Source organism: Salinarimonas sp. (genome assembly GCF_040111675.1).
Taxonomy (GTDB): Bacteria; Pseudomonadota; Alphaproteobacteria; order Rhizobiales; family Beijerinckiaceae; genus Salinarimonas.
The window spans coordinates 2,408,566-2,431,429 of sequence record NZ_CP157794.1 but is presented as its reverse complement, the minus strand read 5'-3'; the positions used below and the strand labels follow the sequence as shown (position 1 = coordinate 2,431,429).

Genomic DNA, 22,864 nt, shown 5'->3' with positions numbered 1-22,864 from the left:
GCTGCTACGCATGCCCGCCTATGCGTCGCACGAGCGACCCGCGCGAGCTCCAAAACATGACGGGAACCATGGAGCGCGCCCCGTCCACTAGGATGCGGACTCATTTCGCGGCAAGCCAAATCCGGATCGCGGCGAGCTTGAGCGCGGCGAGGAAGTTGTCGGGCGAGCGGTCGTAGCGCGTGGCGAGGCCGCGGAAGTGCTTGATGCGATTGAAGAAGCGCTCAACGAGGTTTCGCTGGCGGTAGAGCCAGGAGCTGAACGGGAAGCTGCCCTTTCGGATCGCGCGGGGCGGGATGTTCGCCCAGGCGCCGCGTTCGGTCACCGTCGCGCGGATCGCGTTCGTGTCGTAGGCGCGGTCGGCGATCAGGATGGCGTCTTTCGCGACGAGCGGAAGGAGCTGCTCGCAGGCCGGTGCGTCGTTTGCCTGCCCTGCGGTGAGCAGGAGGCGAACCGGCCGCCCTTCCGCATCGACGAGGGCGTGGATCTTGGTCGTCAGGCCGCCGCGGGAACGTCCCATGCGACCATCTCCGGCGGCCTCCGAATCCCCCTTTTTCCCGCGGCCCCGTGCTGGTGGACGCGGACGCAGGAGCTGTCGATCATCACGATGTCGCCGTCGTAAGCCTCTGAGACGGCGTCCAGAATTCGGTCCCAGACGCCTGCTTTCCGCCATCGGACGAAGCGGTTGTAGAGCGTCGTGCGCGGGCCGTAGCGCTCGGGCACGTCGCGCCAGGGCGCACCCGTCCGGAAGCGCCAGACGATCCCGTTGATCACCCGCCTGTCGTCCACCCGGGGCACGCCGCGCACCTTGTTCGGCAGAAGCGGCTGGATGATCGCCCATTCCTCGTCGGTCAGCTCATGGCGGCGCATCGAATCCTCCCTCGATCAGGAAGGTTGAATCATCCTACGCTCGAGCGATCAAATCCGCTTTGCCGTTTATGGGGCCAGAGCCTAGCTTCCTGGGTCACCCTCAACATAGCGCCGGGAAGCTCGTCGAGCACTGTTGAGGCATGCCGCCTCGCGGCATTCAGAGCGTCGGTACGACTCGACGACATTCGAGGCCCCCCGTTACCCCGGGCGATTCCGAGGCTCCGCGCTACTCCGTTACCAATATCAGTTTTTTAGCGATACCAAGCACTTACGTGGTGAGCGCGCTGGGACTCGAACCCAGGACCTACAGATTAAAAGTCCGTTGCTCTACCAGCTGAGCTACGCGCTCGGTCACGGCCCTCTGGTTAAGCGGATCGGGCGCGCGGGTCAACTCGCTCGACGCGCCCGCGCCCGCGACCGGGCGTCCGCGCGCGCGGGCGCTTGACGAAACCGGGGCGGGCGTCCACTTGCCTGTTCGGCCGCGCGCGGCGAGGGGTCGGCGCGGTCGCGCCCGCCTGCCCGGAGACCCGCCCCGTGGACCGCCTCAAAGCCTTCGTCGAATCCCGCCTGCTCGAGCGGGTCATCATGGTGCTGATCATCGTCAACGCCGTCACGCTCGGGCTGGAGACGGTGCCGGCCGCCATGGAGCGGTTCGGGCCCCTGCTGCTCGCGCTCGACAAGGCGATCCTGGCCGTGTTCGTGGTCGAGATCGCGGCGCGGCTCGCGGTGCATCGGCTGCGCTTCTTCACCAACGCCTGGAACGTGTTCGACTTCGCCGTCGTGGGCATCGCGCTGGTGCCGGCGACGGGGCCGCTCACGGTGCTGCGGGCGCTGCGCGTGCTGCGCCTTCTGCGCCTCGTCACCATCGTGCCCTCGCTCAGGCGCGTGGTCGGCGCCATGGTCGGGGCGCTGCCCGGCATGGGCTCGGTGATCGTCCTGCTCACGCTCGTCTTCTACGTCTTCTCGGTGATGGCGACGAAGCTGTTCGGCGCCTCCTTCCCGGACTGGTTCGGCTCGATCCCCGCCTCGGCCTACACGCTCTTCCAGGTGATGACGCTGGAGAGCTGGTCGATGGGCATCGTGCGCCCGGTGATGGAGGTCTATCCCTATGCCTGGCTGTTCTTCGTGCCCTTCATCGTGGTGACCACCTTCACGGTGCTCAACCTCTTCATCGGCATCGTGGTCTCGGCCATGCAGGCCGTGCACGAGGCGGAGACGAAGGAGGAGCGCGCCGAGGCGATCGCGGCGGAGAAGGCCGCGAGCGAGGAGGTCGCCGCCGCCGCCACCTCGATGCAGGAGGTCAACACGGTGCTGCTCGACGAGATCAGGGCGTTGCGCCGCGAGGTGGCGGAGCTGCGCGGCGGGTCGGGCGAGCGGCGGGGCGTGGCCTGAGGCGGGGGCGCCCGGCGGGCTTGCGCGGCGCCGGCCTCGACCGGGGAAACGAGAGCCGATAATCTCCGCCTCGCCCCGCCCTCCCCCACCGGAGCCCCCATGCCCGCCACACGCGACCCGCGCCTGCCCTATCTCGCCGAGCTCGAGAAGAAGCTGCTCTGGCTCTCCACCTGGACGATCCACCACGCCAACCATCTGCGCGAGAGCGCGGACGGGCTGAAGGTCGGCGGGCACCAGGCCTCCTCGGCCTCGCTCGCGACCATCATGACGGCGCTCTATTTCGCGACGCTCCGCCCGCAGGACCGCGTCGCGGTCAAGCCTCATGCCAGCCCGGTCTTCCACGCGATCCAGTACCTCTTCGGCAACCAGACCCGCGACAAGCTCGAGCGCTTTCGCGGCTACAAGGGCGCGCAATCCTATCCCTCGCGCACCAAGGACGGGGACGACGTCGACTTCTCCACGGGATCGGTGGGGCTCGGCGTGGCGCAGACGCTGTTCGCCTCGCTGGTGCAGGACTACGTGCGCGCCCGCGGCTGGGCGGCGGACCAGCCCGAGGGCCGCATGATCGCGCTCGTCGGCGACGCGGAGATGGACGAGGGCAACATCTTCGAGGCGCTGCTCGAGGGCTGGAAGCAGGGCGTGCGGAACACCTGGTGGATCGTCGACTACAACCGCCAGAGCCTCGACGCCGTGATCCGCGAGGGGCTCTACGCCCGCTTCCAGGCGCTGTTCGAGGCCTTCGGCTGGGAGGTGGTGACGCTGAAATACGGCTCGCTGCTGGAGGAGGCCTTCCGCGAGCCCGGCGGCGACAGGCTGCGGACCTGGATCGACACCTGCCCGAACCAGCTCTACTCCGCGTTGACGTTCCAGGGCGGGGCGGCCTGGCGCAAGCGGCTGATGGACGATCTCGGCGACCAGGGCGACCTCACGGCGCTGATCGAGCGGCGCTCGGACGCCGAGCTCGGCCGGCTGATGACGAACCTCGCCGGCCACGATCTGCCCACCCTGCTCGAGGCCTTCGAGGGGATCGACCACGACCGGCCCGTGGTCTTCATCGCCTACACGATCAAGGGCTTCGGCCTGCCGCTCGCCGGCCACAAGGACAACCATGCGGGGCTCCTCACGCCCAAGCAGATGGAGGGCTTTCAGGCGCAGATGAAGGTGCGCCCCGGCCACGAATGGGAAAAGTTCGAGGGGCTCTCCCTGCCGCAGGCCGAGATCGAGCGCTTCCTCGCCGAGGCGCCGTTCGCGCGCGAGGGCACGCGGCGCTGGAGCGCGCCGGCGGTGGACGTGCCGGAGACCATGGCCGCGCCGAAGCAGGAGACGATCTCGACCCAGGCCGGCTTCGGGCTGATCCTCAACGAGCTCGCGCGCTCGGACGCGGCCTTGGCCGAGCGGATCGTCACCACCTCGCCGGACGTGACGGTCTCGACCAATCTCGGGCCGTGGGTGAACCGTCGCGGGCTCTTCGCCCGCGAGGCGCTGGCCGACACCTTCAAGGCCGAGCGCATCCCCTCGACCTTCAACTGGGACTACAAGCCCACGGGCCAGCACATCGAGCTCGGCATCGCGGAGATGAACCTGTTCATCCTGCTCTCGGCGCTCGGGCTCTCGCACTCGCTGTTCGGGGAGCGGCTGATCCCCATCGGGACGCTCTACGACCCGTTCATCGCCCGCGGCCTCGATGCGCTGAACTACGCCTGCTATCAGGATTCGCGCTTCCTCCTGGTGGCGACCCCGTCCGGGGTGACGCTGGCGCCGGAGGGCGGCGCGCACCAGTCGATCTCGTCGCCGCTGATCGGCCTCGCCCAGGACGGCCTCGCCTCGTTCGAGCCGGCCTTCGTCGACGAGCTCGCCGAGATCCTGCGCTTCGCCTTCGCCTATCTTCAGCGCGACGGCGACGCGGAGCCGGACGAGCGCACCTGGCTGCGCGACGCCACCGGCGGCTCGGTCTACCTGCGCCTGACCACGCGGACGATCGAGCAGCCGCGGCGCGCGATGACGCCGGATCTCGCCCGCGACGTGGTGGACGGCGCCTACTGGATGCGCGAGCCCGGGCCGAACGCGGAGATCGTCGTGGCCTATACGGGCGCGGTCGCGCCGGAGGCGATCGAGGCGGTGGGGCTGATGGCGGAGGACCGGCGCGACGTCGGCCTCCTCGCCGTGACCTCCGCCGATAGGCTCAACGCCGGCTGGACGGCGGCGCAGCGCGCCCGCGAGGCGGGGCTCGTGCACGCCCGCTCGCATATCGAGCGCCTGCTGGAGGCGGTGCCCACCCATTGCGGCATCGTCACGGTGCTGGACGGTCACCCGGCGACGCTGGGCTGGCTCGGCGCGGTGCACGGCCACCGCACGCGCTCGCTCGGCGTCGAGCATTTCGGCCAGACGGGGACGATCGCCGATCTCTACCGACATTACGGCATCGACGCGCAGGGCATCGTGCGCGCGGCGCAGGCGCTGGCGCCCGGCCGGCCGATCCGGCACCTACGGGCGATCTGACCGGCCGAGGCGGCGGGGGCGGTGCGCCGGACACCGCCCCGCACGGCTCACCTGTAGATCGCGTCGGCGCGCTCCTCGAAGGCCTCGGAGAACTTGCGGAAGGCGCGATCGAACATCGCGCCCATCAGCATGCCGAGCGTGAAGCTCTTGAACTCGTAATTGATGTAGAACTCCACGTCGCACATCCCCTCCCCCGCCGGCTTGAAGGTCCAGCGGTTCTCCATGTAGCGGAAGGGGCCGTTGACGTACTCGACATCGATGCGCATGCGCGGCCGGTCGAGGGTGACGCGGCTCGTGAAGCTCTCGTGGATCTTCTTGTAGCCGACGGTCATGTCGGCGACGAGCGTCTCCACGCCGTCCCCGCTCTGCACCTTGCGGCGGACCTTCAGGTCCTCGCAGAGCGGCAGGAACTTCGGATATTGCTCGACGTCGGCGACGAGATCGAACATCTCGGCAGGCGTGTGCCGGACGCGGCGAGTGGTGCGGAAAGACGGCATGCCGGGGAAATGGGGTCAGCGACCGAGCTTCGCGAGGCGCGCGGACTTCAGTCGCGCGAAGTCCTCGCCCGCGTGGTGGGACGAGCGCGTCAGCGGCGAGGCCGAGACGAGCAGGAAGCCCTTGGCGTAGGCCGTCGTCTCGTAGGCCTTGAACTCGTCGGGCGTGACGTAGCGGATCACCGGGTGGTGCTTGCGCGTCGGCTGCAGGTACTGGCCGATCGTCATGAAATCCACCTCGCCGGAGCGCAGATCGTCCATCAGCTGGAGCACCTCGTTGCGCTCCTCGCCGAGCCCGACCATGATTCCGGACTTGGTGAAGATCGTCGGGTCGAGCTCCTTCACCTGCTGGAGCAGGCGGATGGAGTGGAAGTAGCGCGCGCCGGGGCGGACCTTCAGGTACTTCGACGGGACCGTCTCGAGATTGTGGTTGAAGACGTCGGGGCGCGCCTTCACCACCACCTCGAGCGCGCCGGGCTTCCTCAGGAAGTCCGGGGTGAGCACCTCGATCGTGGTCTTCGGCGAGCGGGCGCGGATGGCGCCGATCACCTCGGCGAAGTGCTGCGCGCCGCCGTCCTCGAGGTCGTCGCGGTCGACGGAGGTGATGACCACGTGCTCGAGGCCGAGCTTCTCCACCGCGATGGCGATGTGCTCCGGCTCCTGCCGGTCGAGCGCCTGGGGCAGGCCGGTCTTGACGTTGCAGAAGGCGCAGGCGCGGGTGCACGTGTCGCCCATGATCATGAAGGTGGCGTGCTTCTTTTCCCAGCACTCGCCGACATTCGGGCAGCCCGCCTCCTCGCAGACCGTGACGAGCTTGTTCTCCTTGACGATTCGGTTGGTCTCCGCCCAGCCGGGCGAGCCCGGCGCCTTGACGCGAATCCAATCGGGCTTGCGCTGGAGCGGCTGGTCCGGCCGGTGCGCCTTCTCCGGGTGACGGGGGCGGTTGTCCTTGGCCCGGGTATCCTTGGCGAGGAGGTCGAGAACGACGGTCATGCTCTCCCGATCCGGCTGGACGCGCGCGCGGGCTGCGCTGCGCTCTACACACGTCGCCATGATCTAGGGCCTTCCGACCGCAGACGCAAATCCCACGCGGCAGCGAACCGCAGGCGGCGCGTGCAGGGCAGGCCCGCGGTCAGCGGGACGAGCGGCGTCCCTGGATCATTCCCAGGATCCAGAGGAAGACGATCGCGCCGATCGTCGCGACGATGATCGAGGCGAGATTGAAGCCCTCGGCGTACTCGAAGCCGAGAAGCGAGGCGAGAAAGCCGCCGACGAAGGCGCCGATGATGCCGACGATCAGGTTCGTCAGCAGGCCGTGATTGCGGCCGGTGACCTTCTCGGCGATGAAGCCGGCGATGATGCCGACGACGATCCAGGCGATGATGGACATGCGTTCGGTTTCCCTGTTGCCACGCGGAGTGTGCCCCCGCGCAACGCGGTGGCAAGCTGGGGCGTTCCCGGGGGTCTCAGGTCCGCGCGTTGCGGTAGCCGAGCCCCGCCATCGCGACGGCGCCCGCGAGCGCCAGGACGACCAGGCTCCACGCCTCCGCGTAGTTCGCGACGGCGACGGCGATGAGCGCCCAGACCACGGCGGCCGCGTAGAGCGGGATGCGCGGCAGCCGCCACAGAACGCCCCCCGCCGTAGCGAGCGCGCCGAGGAGGCCCACGATCGCCCAGCCGTATTCCGCGAGCGCGATCCCGTAGCCGGCCCCGGTGAGCCCGATCGAGACCCAGGAGGCCGCCGTCAGCCAGCCGGCGTAGAGCGCGATCGGCGCGCGCAGCAGCCAGCGGTCCGTGTCCGCTGGCGTGCGGAAAAGCGCCGCGAGCGCCAGGATCAGCATCGCCCAGATCAGGATCGTCGCCCACACCGCGTCCGTCTGCGCCACCGGCAGCCAGGCCGCGCCGACGACGAGGCTGCCGGCGAGCGGCCAGCGCGGCGCGTCCCAGGCGGGCGAGTCGCCCCGCTTGATCAGGCCGAACGCCGCCGAGACCAGGAGCCAGAGGTAGATCGGCCCCCAGATGCCGAAGGCGTAGCCCGCCGGCTGCACCGGCGGGTCCCGCTGCGGCTGCGGAAACATCTCCGGATCGAAGCCGGCGAAGGGAAACGCCAGCGGCGCCGCGGCGAAGGCCAGCGCGCAGGCGGCGAGGATCACCGCCTTCATGCGCCGGGCGTCGCGCGCGCGGTTTTCCGGGGTGCGCGGGGGGCCGGGTTCGGGCATGGGAGCTCCTGCATCGATGCGGTCGGCGATGCATAGCAGGCGACGGCAAAGGCCGACAGCCCCGACGGCGGCCTGAGGCTCTCCGGAGGGATCAAGGCCCTTCGGGACCGGCCGACCGGCGCCTGACGGCGCCGTCGTGCCGCTCGGCGCTCATCGCGACGTCGGAAGGGATCGCCGACGCCGTCCATGCCGGATACGGCCTGGCGTCCCCTACCCCGCTCGTCGTCGGCATCGATCCGGACGCCGCGTCCACCTTCCACTCGACGGGCCGGCGCCCGCGCAGGACCGCGGCGATGAACCGAAGGTCCGCCACCGCTCTGTCGCGCTTGACATAGACGAGCAGCGCGGCGAGCGACACGGGAATCCAGAAGGCCAGGTGCTCCATGGGTCTACTCCGCCAGGGCGAACCAGCGCGTACGGTTGTTTTGCCTCAACCCGCTAGTAACTTCGCACGGGTTCCCCGCACGTGGCGGCCTTGCCATTCCTCTACAGCAGACCCCGTTACCACTCTCGATCTCTCCGACCAAGGATGCGTTCTGCAATCATCCGAGATATTCCACGGTCGAACGCTTTCGCAATCGCGACGGCGGAGCCGATTAAGACGATGCCCGTGGGTACGGTGACGAGGAGAATGGGCTCAAAACTACCAAGCATACCAAGAACAAATCCGCCCCCCGTTACAGGACCCCACTTTATGATCTCGCCGACAGGCAGCCATGAAGGCGGGCTGCGTTCGATGACAAGATTCTCTCTTAAAACCTCTTCGAAAACAAACGAGTCAAACTTGCGTGCCTCAGCTAAGATCCTATCGACAGCGCGATAATTGATCGCGTCTATGCGCTTGTTTTGGAGCGCGAAAGGAATAAAACCTTGCAGAAACTCCAAGCGGAACCTTTCGTCGTGAGAAAAAGTCTCCGTCAAAGAGATTGAGTTCGAAAAGACACGCTCCCAGGTACGATCTCTGACAAACTCGTGTGACCAGTCGCCACCTTGAAAGAGGAAGCTGAGAGAGGCCTCGTACCGCGACCGGGCAATGGGCTCGAAGGCCGGAAATAACAGATCGGTCCTGATGACCCTCTCGAACCGCATCTCCGCCCTCCGAATCGCCGTGCGTCACAGACGTATCGCATACCACAGGTATCTGATTTGACGAGAGGCTCCGAGATTCACTATGTCCTCACGAGTGAATCACCCGCCCATACGCATCCAGCACGCTCTCGTGCATCATCTCCGACAGCGTCGGGTGCGGGAAGACCGTGTGCATCAGCTCTTCCTCGGTGGTCTCGAGGTTCATGGCGACCACGTAGCCCTGGATCAGCTCGGTCACCTCTGCGCCGATCATGTGGGCGCCGAGCAGCTTGCCGGTCTTTGCGTCGAAGATCGTCTTGACCATGCCGTCCGGCTCGCCGAGGGCGATCGCCTTGCCGTTGCCGGCGAAGGGGAAGCGGCCGACCTTGACGGCGATCCCCTGCTCCTTCGCCTTGGCCTCGGTGAGGCCGACCGACGCCACCTGCGGGTGGCAGTAGGTGCAGCCCGGGATCATGCCCTTGTCCATGGCGTGGGTGTGGAGCCCGGCGATGGTCTCGACGCAGATGACGCCCTCGTGCTCGGCCTTGTGGGCGAGCATCGGCGGGCCGGCGACGTCGCCGATGGCGTAGACGCCCGGCACGTTGGTGCGCCCGAGCCCGTCGGTGACGACGACGCCGCGCTCCATCTTCACGCCCAAAGCCTCGAGGCCGAGGCCCTCGACGTTGCCGACGACGCCCACCGCCGAGATCAGCTTGTCGGCCGTGATCTGCTGGGCGCCCTTGTCCGTCTCGATCGTGGCGGTGACGCTGTTTCCGCCCTTCTCGACCTTGGTCACCTTCGCGCCGGTGAGGATCTTGATCCCCTGCTTCTCGAAGCGCTTGCGCGCCATGGCGGCGATCTCCGCGTCCTCGACGGGGAGGATCTGCGGCATCACCTCGACGACGGTCACCTCCGCGCCCATCGTGCGGTAGAACGAGGCGAACTCGATGCCGATGGCGCCGGAGCCCATGACGAGGAGCGACTTCGGCATCTCTTTCGGCACCATCGCCTCGAAATAGGTCCAGATCAGCTTTCTGTCCGGCTCGATGCCGGGCAGCACGCGCGGGCGCGCGCCGGTGGCGACGATGACGTGCTTGGCCTTGTAGCTTCCCGGCCCGAGCGCGCCCTTGGGCGCGGGCACGGGCGGGCCCTCGACGGACTTCGTGGCGGGCTTCACCGTCACCTCGCCGGCCTTGGCGATCGACCCCTCGCCCCAGATCACGTCGACCTTGTTCTTCTTGAGCAGCATGCCGACGCCGCCGTTGAGCCGGCCCGAGACGCCGCGCGAGCGCTTCACCACCGCGCCGATGTCGAAGGAGACGCCCTGGGCGGAGAGGCCGTAGTCGCCGGCATGCGACATGTAGTGGAAGATCTCGGCCGAGCGCAGCAGGGCCTTGGTGGGGATGCAGCCCCAGTTCAGGCAGATGCCGCCGAGATGCTCGCGGTCGACGACGGCGGTCTTCATCCCGAGCTGCGCCGCGCGGATCGCGGCGACGTAACCGCCGGGACCGGCGCCGATGATGATCACGTCGTAGGTGTCGGCCATGATGCAGTCTCTCTCGTTGTCGATCAGGCGCCCTCGACTGGGCGGGTCAAGAGGATCCAGCGGCTCTCCGGGGCGTAGCGCGCGTGGCGGCGCACCGGGCGGGCGTCGATCTCGGCGAAGCCGCGCCGCGCCAGATGGGCGCGGAAGGCGGCATTGGTCTCATGGGTGGTGATGGCGAGGGTCTCGCAGCCGGCCGCCCGGGCGCGCCGCTCGCCTTCGTCGAGGAGCGCCGCGCCGATGCCACGACCGCGAAAGGCGGGCAGGACGGCGAGATCGCGCAGGAGCCAGGCGCCGTGGACCTTGGCCAGGAGCTCGTAGTGGACGCGCTGGTCGGGCGCCATGCGCATCAGGTCGAGCCGGCCGATCCGGCGAGTGAGCCGAAGCGCCACGAGGGCGCCGACGACCGCGCCCTCGGCCTCGGCGACGACGGCGTTCTTCCACGACATCTCGCCCCAGGGCGACTTGATCTCGTCCGCGGCCGCGTCGAGCCACGTCCCCTCCCCCGGCGCGGCGCGGGCGAACACGCTCGCGACATGGCCGGCATTGGCCATGTCCCACAGGAGCGCCACGGCCCGCGCGTCCGCGGGGGTGGCGGGGCGCAGAGCGGCGGGGGCGAGGGTCGCGGCGTCAGGCATGGACCGGCGCGATCTCGGCCAGGTGGGCGTGGACCGTGTCCATGACGGTGTCGATGTCGGTGAGGACGGTGTGATTGGTGAAGCGCAGGACGCGGAAGCCCTGCCGCTCGAGCGCCGCGTCGCGCGCCGCATCGCGGGCCTGCTGCGCGTCGTAGGAATGGCTCGCGCCGTCGACCTCGATGATCAGCTTGTGCTTGAGGCAGCAGAAGTCGACGACGTACGCGCCAAGCGGCACCTGGCGGCGCCAGCTCGTCCCCTCCAGCGGGACTCGCTTGCGCAGATGCCACCACAGGCGCTTCTCGGCGGGCGTCAGGTTCCGGCGAAGGGAGCGGGCGGCTCGCCGCGCGGCGGGCGATGGCGAGATTTTCGGCGGCTGATTCCAAGGCATCTGAAATCTTCCTCCCAAGCTGCGCTCGACCTCGGCAAGAACCGCCGGCCGACTCTCCTCACCCGCGGGGCGACGGGCCGGAGGTGTATGCCGTAATGCAGCGCTGCACCGCTCGTTCGCTCGACCCGCGAGCCGCGAGCCCTGCATCCCGACCCACCTCCGTCGGCTTCGCCGACACCTCCTCCACAAGGGAGGAGGAAAGGCCTGCATGCCGCTCGCCGATCGCCACGCGACCCGCAGCGGCAAGCGCCGACCGACTCCCCTCTCCCTTGTGGAGAGGGGCCGGGGGTGTGGGTCGGGCCGAGACGATCTCGCCCGCAAGGCAGCCCTGCACGACCCGTTCGCTCGACCCGCGAGCCGCGAGCCTTGCCCACCGACCCACCTCCGTCGGCTTCGCCGACACCTCCTCCACACGGGAGGAGGAAAGGTCTCCATGCCGCTCGCCGACCGCCACGCGACCGTCGAGCCCGCACGGACAGCCCCGATCACCTCACACCAGCATCCCCATCGGGTTCTCGATCAGCTCCTTGAAGGCCGCCAGCAGCTCCGCGCCGAGCGCCCCGTCCACCACGCGGTGGTCGCAGGAGAGGGTGACGGTCATCGCCTGGACCACGGCCGGCGCGTTCTCCTTCACGACGACCCGCTGCTGGCCGGCGCCCACCGCGAGGATGGTCGCGTGGGGCGGGTTGATGACGGCGGAGAACTCGCGGATGCCGAACATGCCGAGATTGGAGACGGCGGTCGTGCCGCCGGTATATTCCTCGGGCTTGAGCTTCTTCACCCGGGCGCGGCCGGCGAGGTCCTTCATCTCGGCGGAGATGGCCGACAGCGTCTTGGTCTCGGCCTTGCGGATCACCGGCGTGAACAGCCCGCCCTCGATCGCCACGGCGACGCCGACGTCGGAATGCTTGAACTTCAGGATCCGGTCCTCGGCCCAGACGGCGTTGGCGTTCGGCACGCGCTGGAGGGCGAGCGCCAGCGCCTTGATGACGAAGTCGTTGACCGAGAGCTTGTAGGCCGGCTTGCCGTCCTTCGCCGGGGCGGCGGCGTTGAGCTGGGCGCGCAGCGCCAGCGCGGCGTCGAGCTCGACGTCCACCGTGAGGTAGAAGTGCGGGATGGTCTGCTTCGACTCGAGCAGGCGCTTGGCGATGGTCTTGCGCATGCCGTCGAGCTGGACCTCCTCGTAGGAGTCCGCCGGGAACATCGCCTTGACCTGATCGGCCTTGAGGCCCTGCGCCATGGTCGCGCCCGCGGTGGCGGCGGGCGGCGTCGGCACCGCCTTCTGCGGCATGGCGTCGGCGGTCTCGCGGGGCGGGGCGGCGGCGGCGGGCGCGGCCTTGGCGGGGCCGGCCGCGAGCGCCGCGCGCACGTCGCGCTCGATCACGCGCCCGCGCGGGCCGGAGCCCTGCACCGAAGCCAGGTCGAGCCCGTTCTCCTTGGCGATGCGCTTGGCCAGCGGCGAGGCGAAGACGCGCCCGCCGGAGGACGCGGCGGGAGCCGGCGCGGGCTGGGCGGCCGCCGGAGCGCCGCCGGGCGCCTCGTTCACGCGGGCGTAGGACATGTGCCCGGCCTCGCCGCCGCCGGCCGTCGTCACGTTCGCCTGCGGCGCGGCGGCAGCGGGCGCCGGCTCGGGCTTCGCGGGCTCGGGCTTCGAGGGCTCGGGCTTGGGGGCCTCGGGGGCGGTCGGGGCCTCGACGCTTTTCGGATCCTCGCCCTCCTCGGCGATGAGCGCGATCACGTCGTTGACCGGCACGTCCGCCGTGCCTTCCGGCACCACGATCTTCGCGAGCACGCCCTCGTCGACGGCCTCGACCTCCATCGTGGCCTTGTCGGTCTCGATCTCGGCGAGGATGTCGCCGGACTTGACCGTGTCGCCTTCCTTCTTGAGCCACTTGGCGAGGTTGCCCTTCTCCATGGTCGGGGACAGGGCGGGCATCAGGATGTTGATGGGCATCGTCGCTGGATCCTGAGCTTGAACGGGAAATCAGTTCACGGCGCTGGTGGAGCCGGGATCGGTGGGGTCGTCGAGCTCGCTCTCGATGCCGGCGCGGATCTGGGCGAGGGCTTCCTCCTCGCTCATGCCGGTCTCGAGGGCGTAGATGCGCGCGGCGTGGCGGGCGAGATCGACGAGGAGCACGCCCCAGGTGAAGGGGTCGTCGAAGGAGCGCCGGAGCGAGACCGACACCGCGCCCTCCACCACGGAGGCCCGCAGGATCTCGTGCCCGCCCTTCTCGCGGACGTCGGGCGGCGCCTCGAGCTCGTGGAAGAGCGGGGTGTCGTCGTCGCCGGCCATCGCGCGCGCTCCCCGGCTCAGCGGTAGCAGACGGCCTTGACCGCCTGCACCACCTCCGCCACCGTCGGCAGCGCGAGCTTCTCGAGGTTGGCCGCATACGGCATCGGCACGTCCTTGCCGGTGACGCGGGCGACCGGCGCGTCGAGATAGTCGAAGGCGTCGGCCTGGACGCGCGTCGCGATCTCGGCGGAGACGCCGGATTGCGGGAAGCCCTCCTCGACGCACACGCAGCGCCCGGTCTTCATCACCGAGCCGACCACCGTCTCCGAGTCCATCGGACGGATGGTGCGCAGGTCGACGATCTCGCAGGAGATCCCCTCGCCCTCCAGCTCGTGCGCGGCCTTGAGCGCGTAGGTCATGCCGATGCCGAAGGAGACGATGGTGCAGTCCGTGCCCTCGCGGTGGATCTTGGCCTTGCCGATCGGCACCGTGTAGTCGTCGAGCTTCGGCACCGGGAAGGACTGGCCGTAGAGGATCTCGTTCTCGAGGAAGATCACCGGGTTCGGGTCGCGGATGGCGCTCTTGAGGAGCCCCTTCGCGTCGGCCGCGGTGTAGGGCATCACGACCTTGAGGCCGGGCACGTTCGAGTACCAGGCGGCGTAGTCGTGGCTGTGCTGGGCGGCGACGCGGGAGGCCGCGCCGTTGGGGCCGCGGAAGACGATCGGCGCGCCGAGCTGGCCGCCGGACATGTAGAGCGTCTTCGCCGCCGAGTTGATGATCTGGTCGATCGCCTGCATGGCGAAGTTGAAGGTCATGAACTCGACGATCGGCCGCAGGCCGGAGAACGCCGCGCCGACGCCGAGACCGGCGAAGCCGTGCTCGGTGATCGGCGTGTCGACGACGCGCTTGCCGCCGAATTCCTGGAGGAGCCCCTGGGTGACCTTGTAGGCGCCCTGGTACTCGGCGACCTCCTCGCCCATGACGAAGACGCTGTCGTCGCGGCGCATCTCCTCGGCCATGGCGTCGCGCAGGGCCTCGCGGACGGTCATGGTGACCATCTCGGTGCCGGCCGGGATCTCCTGCGTCGCGTCGTAGACGTCGGCGGGGCGCATCACCGCCGGGGCGGCGGGGCGGGAGACCGGCGCGGCGTCGGCGACGGGGGCGGCGCCGGCGGGCTCGGCCGCCATGCCTTCCGCCGCCATCTGCGCGGGCGCGCCCGACTGGGCGGCCTCCGCCGCCGGAGCGGCAGCCGACGGGCCGGCGGAGGCGGCGGCGGAGACGTCCTCGCCCTCCTCGGCGATGATGGCGATCGGCGTGTTGACGGCGACGTTGTCGGTGTCCTCGGCCACCAGGATCTTGGCGAGGACGCCCTCGTCCACCGCCTCGACCTCCATGGTCGCCTTGTCGGTCTCGATCTCGGCGAGGATGTCGCCGGATTTCACCGTGTCGCCTTCCTTCTTGAGCCACTTGGCGAGCTTGCCCTGCTCCATGGTCGGGGAGAGGGCGGGCATCAGGACGTCGATGGGCATGGACCAGCGCTCTTCGGTCGACGGCCGCGGCGGCGCGCCCGGAGGCGGCGCCGCGCTGCCGGAGGGAGGGGAGATCAGTGGAGGATGTCGGTGAACAGCTCGGAGGGGTCCGGCTCGGCGTCGTTGGTGGCGAAGTCCGCCGCCTCGTTGACGATCTTGCGGATCGCGCCGTCGATGCTCTTGAGCTCGTCCTCGGGCACCTTGAAGTCCCCGAGAAGCCGCCGGCGGACCTGCTCGATCGGGTCGTGCTCCTCGCGCATGCGGGCGACCTCGTCCTTCGTGCGGTACTTCGCCGGGTCGGACATGGAATGGCCGCGATAGCGATAGGTGAGCATCTCGAGGATGTAGGGCCCCTCGCCGGAGCGGGCGTGCTGCATGGCGCGCTCGCCCGCGGCGCGCACCGCGCGCACGTCCATGCCGTCGACCTGCTCGCCCGGGATGCCGAAGGAGAGGCCGCGCTTCGAGAAGTCCGACTGGGCGGCCGAGCGCGTCACCGACGTGCCCATGGCGTAGCGGTTGTTCTCGATGATGTAGACGACGGGCAGCTTCCAGAGCGCCGCCATGTTGAAGCTCTCGTAGACCTGGCCCTGGTTCGCCGCGCCGTCGCCGAAATAGACGAGGCTCACCCGCTCCTCGTCGCGATAGCGGTTGGCGAAGGCGATGCCGGTGCCGAGCGGCACCTGAGCGCCCACGATCCCGTGCCCTCCGTAGAAGTTCTTCTCCTTGGAGAACATGTGCATGGAGCCGCCCTTGCCCTTCGAGTAGCCGCCCTGGCGGCCCGTGAGCTCGGCGAGCACCCCCTTGGGATCCATGCCCGTGACCAGCATGTGGCCGTGGTCGCGATAGCCGGTGATGACCTGATCGCCGTCCTGCGACGCCATCTGCATGCCGACCACCACGGCCTCCTGGCCGATGTAGAGGTGGCAGAAGCCGCCGATCAGGCCCATGCCGTACATCTGGCCGGCCTTCTCCTCGAAACGGCGGATGAGCAGCATCTCGCGATAGGCGTGGAGCTCCTCCTCCTTCGACAGCGTGGGGGCGTTGGACGCGGCCCCCTTCGCCGCACGGCCCTTCGCCGGGGCCTTGTTGGATGCGGACTTGGGAGCGGACGCGCCCTGCGTCCGACGCGCAGCCGTGGCCATGCACACCTCCGAGACGGTTTCCTCGCGCACTGTCTTAGCTCAACTAAAGTCCAAAAGCGAGAGCGCAAGCCGAGGTGCCCACGAGTCGCGGGCATCGACTAGTGGTCTGACGAGAAAAGGATTTTCGTCGATCAACTGCGTTTCAGTTGATTGATCGCGGCACCAGGGCTGGCGCGTCCTCGCCGCGGGTCCCGAGCATGATGACGACGTCGTTGCGGTGCACCCGCCCGAGCATCAAACGCGCCTGCTCCTCGAGAAGATCCCGATCGATCCGGTCGGCGCGCACGAGGGCGATGCGGCGCTCCCAGTCGGAGCGCTCGTCCTTCACGGCGGCGAGGGTCGCCTCGATGCGGGCGCGCTCGGCCTGGAGCTCGCGCTTAGCCTCGAGCCCGCGCTGGCCGGACTGGGCGTGATGCAGGAAATAGCCGACCGCGAGCCCGGAGACGCTGTAGAGCGCGAGCGGAATCAGGACGGCGCGGAGGCGTTTCTTGACGACCATGCCCCGGATCGTCGGCGGCGATGGTGAAGGAAGGCTTAAGGCGCCCGTGCGAGCACGACGAGGCGCGCCACCATGTCGGAGCCCGGATCGGCGAGCGGCGCGATCACGTCGAAATGGTTGCGCCCCGGACGCTCCTCGTAGCGCGTCGTCACCCCCTTGGCGCCCCACGCGTCGACGATGGCCCGGCTCTGCCGGTGGTACTCCGCGCTCTCCTCGCCCCCCACCACCGCGTCGAGCACGAGACCGAGGTCGGGAGCGGGCTCCCACACGAGCGGGCTCATGGCGCGCGCCTCGGCCTCGTCCAGGCGGAGCTTGTCGTTGACCTTGGTCTTCGTCAGCGGCGGCAGGTCGAACAGGCCGGAAATGGCGTAGGCCGCGCGCACCAGCGTCTCCGGCAGCTCGGAGGAGATGGCCCGCCAGTTGGTGCCGAGCAGGCACGCGGCGAGATGGCCGCCGGCCGAATGGCCGGCGACGACCAGCGGACGGTCGAAGCGCGCCATCTCCTGCGCGGCGAGGCGCATCTCCTCGACGATGTGCGACAGCCGCGCCTCCGGTGCGAGCGTATAGCTCGGGATGGCGACCTGCACGCCGTGGGCGAGGAGGCCGCGGGCCATGTGGCTGAAGAACGAGCGGTCGAGCGCCTGCCAGTAGCCGCCGTGGATGAACATCACGCCGGCCGGCGCCGTGTCCTCGGCGGGCCGGAACAGATCGAGCCGCTGCCGCTCCGCGTCGCCGTAGGCGATGGTGAGCGGCTCGTGCGCCTCGCGGAAGGCGGCGGCGTCGCGCGCCCAGCCTTCGATGACGGCGGGGTGCTCCGGCACGCGGGCGCGGTTGTCGTACTCGGCCTCGTAGTCGATCGGCTCGCTCATGGACGCCTCCTCTGCCGGGGGATCAGAGCGCGGGACCGCGCACGCCGCAAGAGCCGGCCACAGTGAACCGGGTTTCGCGACGACGCGGGTCTGGTCTGCGCCTGCGGCGGATCCGGCGCTTTGACTTCCCCGCGCGCTTTCGGCAAGAGGCCCGCCTCTACGGGGCGGTCCGGGTGCGGGCCGTCGGGGGCGCGACAGGCGATCCAGAGGCGTTTCATGAACAATCCGGTCCTGGTCGAGGTGACGCGCGGTCCGCTCGTCGAATCGCGTCATCGCGGCGCCATCGCGGTGGTCGACGCGGAGGGTGCGGCGGCCCTGACCGTCGGCGAGGTCGACGAGCCGATCTTCCCGCGCTCGGCCGTCAAGGCGCTCCAGGCGCTCCCTCTCGTCGCCAGCGGGGCGGCCGACGAGCTCGGGCTCGGCGACGCGGAGCTGGCGCTCGCGTGCTCGTCGCACTCCGGCGAGCCGGCGCATACGGAGGCCGCGGCGTCCATGCTGGCCAAGGCCGGGCGCGACGAGGCGACGCTCGAGTGCGGCTGCCATTGGCCATTCGAGGTCAAGGCGGCGCGGGCCCTGGCCGAGCGCGGCGAGAGGCCGAGCCAGCTGCACAACAACTGCTCGGGCAAGCATGCGGGCTTCGTCTGCCTCGCCTGCGCCTCCAAGGTCGACCCCGCCGGCTACGTCGCCCCGGACCATCCGGTCCAGGAGACCGTGCGGGCCGCGCTGGAGGAGGTCACCGGCGCGACTCTCACGGAGGACCGCCGCGGCGTCGACGGCTGCTCCATTCCCACCTACGCCATGCCGCTCACCTGCCTCGCCTACGGCTTCGCCAGGTTCGGCGCGGGCGCGCATCTCTCGGCGGACTACGCGCGCGCAGCGACGCGCATCCGCAAGGCGGTGGCGGCGAACCCGTTCATGGTCGCCGGCACCGGCCGCTTCGACACGCGGCTGATGGAGGGGCTCGGCCCGCGCGTCTTCCTCAAGACCGGGGCGGAGGGCGTCTATTGCGCGGCGCTGCCCGAGCTCGGGCTCGGCGTCGCCTTGAAATGCGAGGACGGCGCCACCCGCGCGGCCGAGGCGATGATGGCCGCCGTGATCCGGCGCTTCCTCGATCTCGACGAGCGCGAGCGCACGCTGCTCGACGGTTTCGCCGCCTCGCCCGTGAAGAACTGGAACAAGCACGATGTCGGCGAGATCCGCACCGTCGGCCCGCTCTCCGCGTAAGCCCCCCGGTTTCGCACGCCCGCGCGATGGCGTAGACCCGTCCCGACACGCCGCCTCGACGACGAGCACGCCATGACCGAGCCACGCCCGTCCCGCATTCTCTGCCTCGGCGGGGCGGCCGTGGACCGCACCTACCGGACCCGTTCGCCGGCGCGGCTCGGGACGTCGAACCCGGCCGTCGCCACGCTCTCCTTCGGCGGCGTCGCCCGGAACGTGGCGGAGAGCCTGGCGCGGCTCGGGTCGGACGTGGCGCTCGTCTCGCGCGTCGGCGACGATCCCGGCGGCGCGGCGCTGCTGGAGACGCTGCACGCCGCCGGGGCGGACGTCTCCGGCCTCGAGCGCATCGCGGGGGCGGCGAGCGCGGAATACGTCGCGGTGCTCGATGCGGACGGGAGCCTCGTCGTCGGGCTCGCGGCCATGGACCTGCTCGGCGGGCTCGATGCGGCTTTCGTGGCGCGCGCGGCGGAACGCTTGGCCGACGCCGCTCTCGTCTTCGCGGAGGCGAACTGCGCAGCGGACGCCGTCGCCGATCTCGTGCGGCGTGCCCGCGCCGCGCCCTGGCGGCTCGCCCTCGACGCGGTTTCTGTTGCGAAATCGGCTCGGCTGCCCGGCGACCTCACGGGTGTCGCCTACCTGTTCTGCGCGCGCGACGAGGCCGAGGCGCTCGTCGGCGCGCCCGAGGAGCCCGAAGCGCTGGCCCGCGCCCTCGTCACCCGCGGCGCCGGCGCGGCGATCGTCACGCTCGGGCCCGACGGCCTCGTCGTCGCGGACGCTGACGGCGCGCGCCGTCTGCCGGGCGCGCCGGCGCCCGTCGTCGACGTCACGGGAGCGGGCGACGCCTTGATCGCGGGCACGCTCCACGCGCTCTGCTCGGGCGAGCCGCTCGATTCGGCGCTCTCGGCCGGCCAGGCGCTGGCGCGGCTCGCCATTTCCGTCCAGGGCGCCGTGCGCGCCGACCTCACCCCCGCCCTCCTCGCCGCCGCGCGCGGCCGGACAAGGATCGCGTGATGCAAGACACCGCTCTCGTCGTCGCTCCCGAGGTCGCCGAGGCGCTCGCCGCCGGCCGGCCAGTGGTCGCCCTCGAATCCACCATCATCACTCACGGCATGCCGCATCCGCGAAATCTGGAGACGGCGCGCGCGGTCGAGGCCGTGGTCCGGGCGGGCGGCGCCGTGCCCGCGACGATCGCCGTGATCGACGGGCGCGTCCGCGTCGGTCTCGACGAGGAGACGCTCGCCTGGCTCGCGCAGGCGAGGGACGTCATGAAGCTCTCGCGCGCCGACCTGCCCTTCGCGGTGGCGACCGGGCGTCCAGGGGCGACGACGGTCGCGGCGACGATGATCTGCGCGGCGCTGGCCGGGATACGCGTCTTCGCCACCGGCGGGATCGGCGGCGTTCACCGCGGCGTCGAGGAGACCATGGACGTCTCCGCCGACCTCGAGGAACTCGCGCGCACGCCGGTCTGCGTCGTCTGCGCGGGCGCGAAGGCGATCCTCGACCTGCCCCGCACGCTGGAGGCGCTGGAGACCCGCGGCGTTCCCGTGATCGGCTACCGCACCGACGCGCTGCCCGCCTTCTGGAGCCGCGATTCCGGCCTGCCGGCGCCGCTGCGCCTCGATACGCCCGACGCGATCGCGGCCCTTCTGGCGGCGAAGCGCGACCTCGGCCTCGATGGCGGCGTGCTGGTGACGAACCCGGTGCCGGAGGAGAACGAGATTCCGCGCGCGGAGATCGAGAGCCATATCGCGACGGCCCTCGCGGAGGCTCGCGCGCAGGGCGTGGGCGCCAAGGCCGTGACGCCGTTCCTGCTCGGACGGCTCGTCGAGCTCACCGCCGGGCGCAGTCTCGAGACCAACATCGCCCTCGTGAAGAGCAACGCCACGCTCGCAGCCGAGATCGCCGTCGCCGCCGCGCGCGGGTGAGCCGCGGTCGGTCAGAGACGCGTCAGCACGAAATCCGCCCGCGCTTCGGGGCTCGCCCGCGGCAGCTCGATCAGGGCGTAGCCCAGCCCGGAATAGATCCCCCGCAGCGAGGCGCCGAAGGCGCGGGCCTCGGCGTAGGTCATCTTGCGCTCGTCGTCGGTGGCGTAGATCTCCGCCCAATCCGGCGTCACGAAAGCGGTCGGCGCATAGCGGAACGTGGCGGCGGCGCGCCGATAGGGCGCGAGATCGAGGCAGAAGAGCGCCGCGCAGGCGATCATGTCCGGCACGCCCCGGTCGAACAAGACGGGGCCCGGCGTTCGCGCATGCGCCTGATGGGCCTGGATCGCCCGCGAGAGCATCAGCTCCACGAACAGCCGCGGGTCGGTCTCCGGCACGCCGGCGCCGCCGAAGGCCCGCTGCTCGGCGAGGATCGGCCGCGCGGGCTCCTCGACGACGGCGCACCCGCGCGCCGCGAGCGCCCGGATCAGCGTGGACTTGCCGGAACCCATGGCTCCGGTGACGAGGACGGCGTGGTTCATGGCTGGAAGTCTCCGTCGCGCCGCGCCGAGCGCCCCGGACGGTCCGCGTGCGCGTCGGCGCTGGAGCGCATGATCGCCGAGGGCGTGTGCGCGCGTGGTGGAGGCGCTTCTCAGACCCAGGCGAAGAGCCGCGCGCTGGCGCGGGCGAGCCGGGCGTAGGCCTCGGCGACACGGGCCGCATCCGCCAAGGCCTGCGCCGTCGCGGCATTGGCGATCGCCGCATGCGCCTCGATCGCCTCGGTCGGCGTGCGGCTGGAGGCGAGGCGGGCGAGCCCGGCGAGGTGACGCTCGGCCGGCCGCCGCCAAGCGCCGGCGAGCTCCCGCTGCAGCTGGCCCAGTGTCTCGGCGATCTCGGCGCCGACAGGCGGCTCGAGCGCCGGCTCGTGCGCCCGGGCGCCGCGACCAGGCGTGATCGCCTCCTCCGCGGCGGCGGAGACCCACGTATCGGCGGCACGCGGGCGCCGCGGCTCTCCGCCCGCGGCGCGCGCCGCTCCCTCGGCCGCCTTGCGCTCCGCGATCTGCGCGGCGCGGCGGGCGGCGGCGGGCTTGAAGTCCACGACCTTTTTCGTCACGCGGCGTCCTTTCTCTCGAAGCGGCGGGCGATGGCGGCGACGAGCGCCGCGATCTCCCGCGCGGCCTCGCTCGTCGGCGCGGCCTCGGCAACGGAGAGACCCTGCGCGGCGCTCTCGGCGTAGACCACCCGCTGGCACAGGGCCGGGTCGAGCACCGGCAGGCCGAAGGGCTCGAGCGCGCCCTCGACGTCCCGCCCGATGGCGGTGTTGGCGATCTTGCGGTTGATGACGAAGGCGCCCGAGAGCCCGTCCTTGTAGACCTGCGCCTCGCGGATCAGCTCCACGGTCTCCCGCGCCGCCCAGACGTCGTAGGGCGAGGGTTGGACCGGGATCAGCACGGTCTCGCTCGCCATGATCGCAGCGCGCGCCAGATCGTTCGCCCGCGGCGCGCCGTCGACGATCACGGCGTCGTAGCCCGCGGCGAGGCTCGGCAGGTCGCGGTGGAGGGTGGGCTTCGCCATGCCGACGACGGGAAACAACGGATCGCGCTCGCGCGCGCTCGACCAGGCCAGGGACGAGCCCTGCGGATCGGCGTCGACGAGGAGAACGCGCTTGCCCTGCGCGGCGAGACCCGCCGCGAGGTTGACGGCGATGGTGGTCTTGCCCACCCCGCCCTTCTGGTTCAGCACCCCGACGATCACGCCCGGCCGTCCCCCCTGCCCTGGTCTCGCCTCCACGATAGCAGAGGCGTCCCCCTGCGTCAGAGGAAAACCGCCGTCGAAGGCGCGGGATCCGGTGAACTTTCGGCCAAAACGCCTCTATGCTGGGCAGGGGAACGCGGTGCGAGGGGCGAGCCATGGCGGACGAGCGCGGCGAGGACAGGACGACGGAGCGCTCCGGCGCCTTCCTGCGCATCAAGCTCGACCCGGACATCGCGGTGGGCCCCGGCAAGGCCGACCTGCTTGAAGGCATCCGAGACACCGGCTCCATCGCCGCCGCGGGACGGCGCCTCGGCATGAGCTACAAGCGCGCCTGGATGCTGGTCGAGACCATGAACCGCTGCTTCGAGGCGCCTCTCGTCGAGACGAGCCGGGGCGGGCGCGAGCAGGGCGGCGCGGTGCTGACCGCCGACGGCGAGCGGGTGCTCGCCCTCTACCGCCGCATGCAGGCCGCCACCGAGCGAGCGGTGGCCGAGGACATGGCGGCCATGAGGGCGATGCTGCGGGCTCCTGCAGAACGGGGCGATATGTCCGGGGGAAAATAGCGCTGGACGGATGCGCGCGGATC

The 22,864-nt window shown here is 70.5% G+C and carries 24 protein-coding genes, 1 tRNA gene and 1 pseudogene; 6 read left to right on the top strand and 20 right to left on the bottom strand.

What is annotated here, in order from left to right; translation table 11 throughout:
* Positions 1-100: 100 nt before the first annotated feature.
* Together ABL310_RS11265 and ABL310_RS11260 are read right to left on the bottom strand one after the other, a co-directional pair.
* Positions 101-867 (bottom strand): annotated as a pseudogene (locus ABL310_RS11265) (IS5 family transposase).
* 273 nt (positions 868-1,140) lie between these two features.
* A tRNA-Lys gene (locus ABL310_RS11260) sits at positions 1,141-1,216 on the bottom strand.
* A gap of 185 nt (positions 1,217-1,401) precedes the next feature.
* Between ABL310_RS11260 and ABL310_RS11255 the strand changes: the two genes are divergently transcribed.
* On the top strand, positions 1,402-2,259 hold the full coding sequence (locus ABL310_RS11255; protein WP_349371768.1) for an ion transporter: 858 nt from the start codon (positions 1,402-1,404) through the stop codon (positions 2,257-2,259).
* Positions 2,260-2,358: 99 nt separating this feature from the next.
* Complete coding sequence (locus ABL310_RS11250) at positions 2,359-4,758, top strand: transketolase (RefSeq protein WP_349371767.1); 2,400 nt, start codon at positions 2,359-2,361, stop codon at positions 4,756-4,758.
* Between the two features lie 47 nt (positions 4,759-4,805).
* On the opposite strand, the gene ABL310_RS11245 is transcribed toward ABL310_RS11250, so the two are convergent.
* The 15 genes from ABL310_RS11245 to ABL310_RS11175 all read right to left on the bottom strand — a co-directional run bounded on the left by ABL310_RS11245 (position 4,806) and on the right by ABL310_RS11175 (position 17,380).
* Complete coding sequence (locus tag ABL310_RS11245; protein ID WP_349371766.1) at positions 4,806-5,255, bottom strand: type II toxin-antitoxin system RatA family toxin; 450 nt, start codon at positions 5,253-5,255, stop codon at positions 4,806-4,808.
* Between the two features lie 15 nt (positions 5,256-5,270).
* The gene (gene lipA / locus ABL310_RS11240; protein ID WP_349371765.1) at positions 5,271-6,245 is read right to left on the bottom strand and encodes a lipoyl synthase; all 975 of its coding nucleotides are present in this window, start codon (positions 6,243-6,245) and stop codon (positions 5,271-5,273) included.
* Positions 6,246-6,384: 139 nt separating this feature from the next.
* Complete coding sequence (locus ABL310_RS11235) at positions 6,385-6,642, bottom strand: GlsB/YeaQ/YmgE family stress response membrane protein (RefSeq protein WP_349371764.1); 258 nt, start codon at positions 6,640-6,642, stop codon at positions 6,385-6,387.
* Positions 6,643-6,718: 76 nt separating this feature from the next.
* A complete protein-coding gene (locus ABL310_RS11230; protein WP_349371763.1) occupies positions 6,719-7,471 on the bottom strand; it encodes a hypothetical protein in 753 nt (250 codons plus the stop codon).
* A 91-nt stretch (positions 7,472-7,562) separates the two neighbouring features.
* Complete coding sequence (locus ABL310_RS11225) at positions 7,563-7,856, bottom strand: hypothetical protein (protein WP_349371762.1); 294 nt, start codon at positions 7,854-7,856, stop codon at positions 7,563-7,565.
* A 116-nt stretch (positions 7,857-7,972) separates the two neighbouring features.
* Positions 7,973-8,560 (bottom strand): hypothetical protein, encoded by a 588-nt coding sequence (locus ABL310_RS11220; protein WP_349371761.1) that lies wholly within the window; start codon positions 8,558-8,560, stop codon positions 7,973-7,975.
* Positions 8,561-8,648: 88 nt separating this feature from the next.
* A complete protein-coding gene (gene lpdA / locus ABL310_RS11215) occupies positions 8,649-10,085 on the bottom strand; it encodes a dihydrolipoyl dehydrogenase (RefSeq protein ID WP_349371760.1) in 1,437 nt (478 codons plus the stop codon).
* A gap of 23 nt (positions 10,086-10,108) precedes the next feature.
* Positions 10,109-10,720, bottom strand: coding sequence for a GNAT family N-acetyltransferase (locus ABL310_RS11210; protein WP_349371759.1), 612 nt, complete (start codon positions 10,718-10,720; stop codon positions 10,109-10,111).
* Positions 10,713-11,108 carry an endonuclease domain-containing protein gene (locus tag ABL310_RS11205; protein WP_349371758.1) on the bottom strand — a complete coding sequence of 132 codons (396 nt, stop codon included), beginning with the start codon at positions 11,106-11,108 and terminating at the stop codon, positions 10,713-10,715. The genes ABL310_RS11210 and ABL310_RS11205 overlap by 8 nt, the downstream gene beginning before the upstream one ends.
* Positions 11,109-11,598: 490 nt before the next feature.
* On the bottom strand, positions 11,599-13,062 hold the full coding sequence (locus ABL310_RS11200; RefSeq protein ID WP_349371757.1) for a pyruvate dehydrogenase complex dihydrolipoamide acetyltransferase: 1,464 nt from the start codon (positions 13,060-13,062) through the stop codon (positions 11,599-11,601).
* Between the two features lie 30 nt (positions 13,063-13,092).
* Positions 13,093-13,401 carry a DUF5076 domain-containing protein gene (locus tag ABL310_RS11195; RefSeq protein WP_349371756.1) on the bottom strand — a complete coding sequence of 103 codons (309 nt, stop codon included), beginning with the start codon at positions 13,399-13,401 and terminating at the stop codon, positions 13,093-13,095.
* Between the two features lie 17 nt (positions 13,402-13,418).
* Positions 13,419-14,870, bottom strand: coding sequence for a pyruvate dehydrogenase complex E1 component subunit beta (locus ABL310_RS11190; RefSeq protein WP_349371755.1), 1,452 nt, complete (start codon positions 14,868-14,870; stop codon positions 13,419-13,421).
* 74 nt (positions 14,871-14,944) lie between these two features.
* Positions 14,945-16,012 (bottom strand): pyruvate dehydrogenase (acetyl-transferring) E1 component subunit alpha, encoded by a 1,068-nt coding sequence (pdhA, locus tag ABL310_RS11185; protein ID WP_349371754.1) that lies wholly within the window; start codon positions 16,010-16,012, stop codon positions 14,945-14,947.
* Positions 16,013-16,154: 142 nt separating this feature from the next.
* Positions 16,155-16,511 carry a septum formation initiator family protein gene (locus ABL310_RS11180; RefSeq protein WP_349371753.1) on the bottom strand — a complete coding sequence of 119 codons (357 nt, stop codon included), beginning with the start codon at positions 16,509-16,511 and terminating at the stop codon, positions 16,155-16,157.
* Positions 16,512-16,546: 35 nt separating this feature from the next.
* Positions 16,547-17,380, bottom strand: a complete 834-nt coding sequence (locus ABL310_RS11175; protein WP_349371752.1) for an alpha/beta hydrolase — start codon at positions 17,378-17,380, stop codon at positions 16,547-16,549.
* A 216-nt stretch (positions 17,381-17,596) separates the two neighbouring features.
* On the opposite strand from ABL310_RS11175, the gene ABL310_RS11170 reads away from it, so the two are divergent.
* The 3 genes from ABL310_RS11170 (at position 17,597) to ABL310_RS11160 (ending at position 20,526) form a co-directional block, all read left to right on the top strand.
* A complete protein-coding gene (locus ABL310_RS11170) occupies positions 17,597-18,604 on the top strand; it encodes an asparaginase (protein WP_349371751.1) in 1,008 nt (335 codons plus the stop codon).
* A 72-nt stretch (positions 18,605-18,676) separates the two neighbouring features.
* On the top strand, positions 18,677-19,612 hold the full coding sequence (locus ABL310_RS11165; RefSeq protein ID WP_349371750.1) for a carbohydrate kinase family protein: 936 nt from the start codon (positions 18,677-18,679) through the stop codon (positions 19,610-19,612).
* A complete protein-coding gene (locus ABL310_RS11160; protein ID WP_349371749.1) occupies positions 19,612-20,526 on the top strand; it encodes a pseudouridine-5'-phosphate glycosidase in 915 nt (304 codons plus the stop codon). Before ABL310_RS11165 ends, ABL310_RS11160 begins: the two co-directional genes overlap by 1 nt.
* 11 nt (positions 20,527-20,537) lie before the next feature.
* On the opposite strand, the gene ABL310_RS11155 is transcribed toward ABL310_RS11160, so the two are convergent.
* From ABL310_RS11155 to parA, 3 genes are all read right to left on the bottom strand, one after another.
* On the bottom strand, positions 20,538-21,065 hold the full coding sequence (locus tag ABL310_RS11155) for an AAA family ATPase (protein WP_349371748.1): 528 nt from the start codon (positions 21,063-21,065) through the stop codon (positions 20,538-20,540).
* Positions 21,066-21,175: 110 nt separating this feature from the next.
* Positions 21,176-21,637, bottom strand: coding sequence for a phasin family protein (locus ABL310_RS11150; protein ID WP_349371747.1), 462 nt, complete (start codon positions 21,635-21,637; stop codon positions 21,176-21,178).
* On the bottom strand, positions 21,634-22,278 hold the full coding sequence (gene parA / locus ABL310_RS11145) for a ParA family partition ATPase (protein ID WP_349371746.1): 645 nt from the start codon (positions 22,276-22,278) through the stop codon (positions 21,634-21,636). The genes ABL310_RS11150 and parA overlap by 4 nt, the downstream gene beginning before the upstream one ends.
* A 155-nt stretch (positions 22,279-22,433) precedes the next feature.
* Between parA and ABL310_RS11140 the strand changes: the two genes are divergently transcribed.
* A complete protein-coding gene (locus ABL310_RS11140) occupies positions 22,434-22,841 on the top strand; it encodes a winged helix-turn-helix domain-containing protein (RefSeq protein WP_349371745.1) in 408 nt (135 codons plus the stop codon).
* The last annotated feature ends 23 nt before the right edge of the window (positions 22,842-22,864 follow it).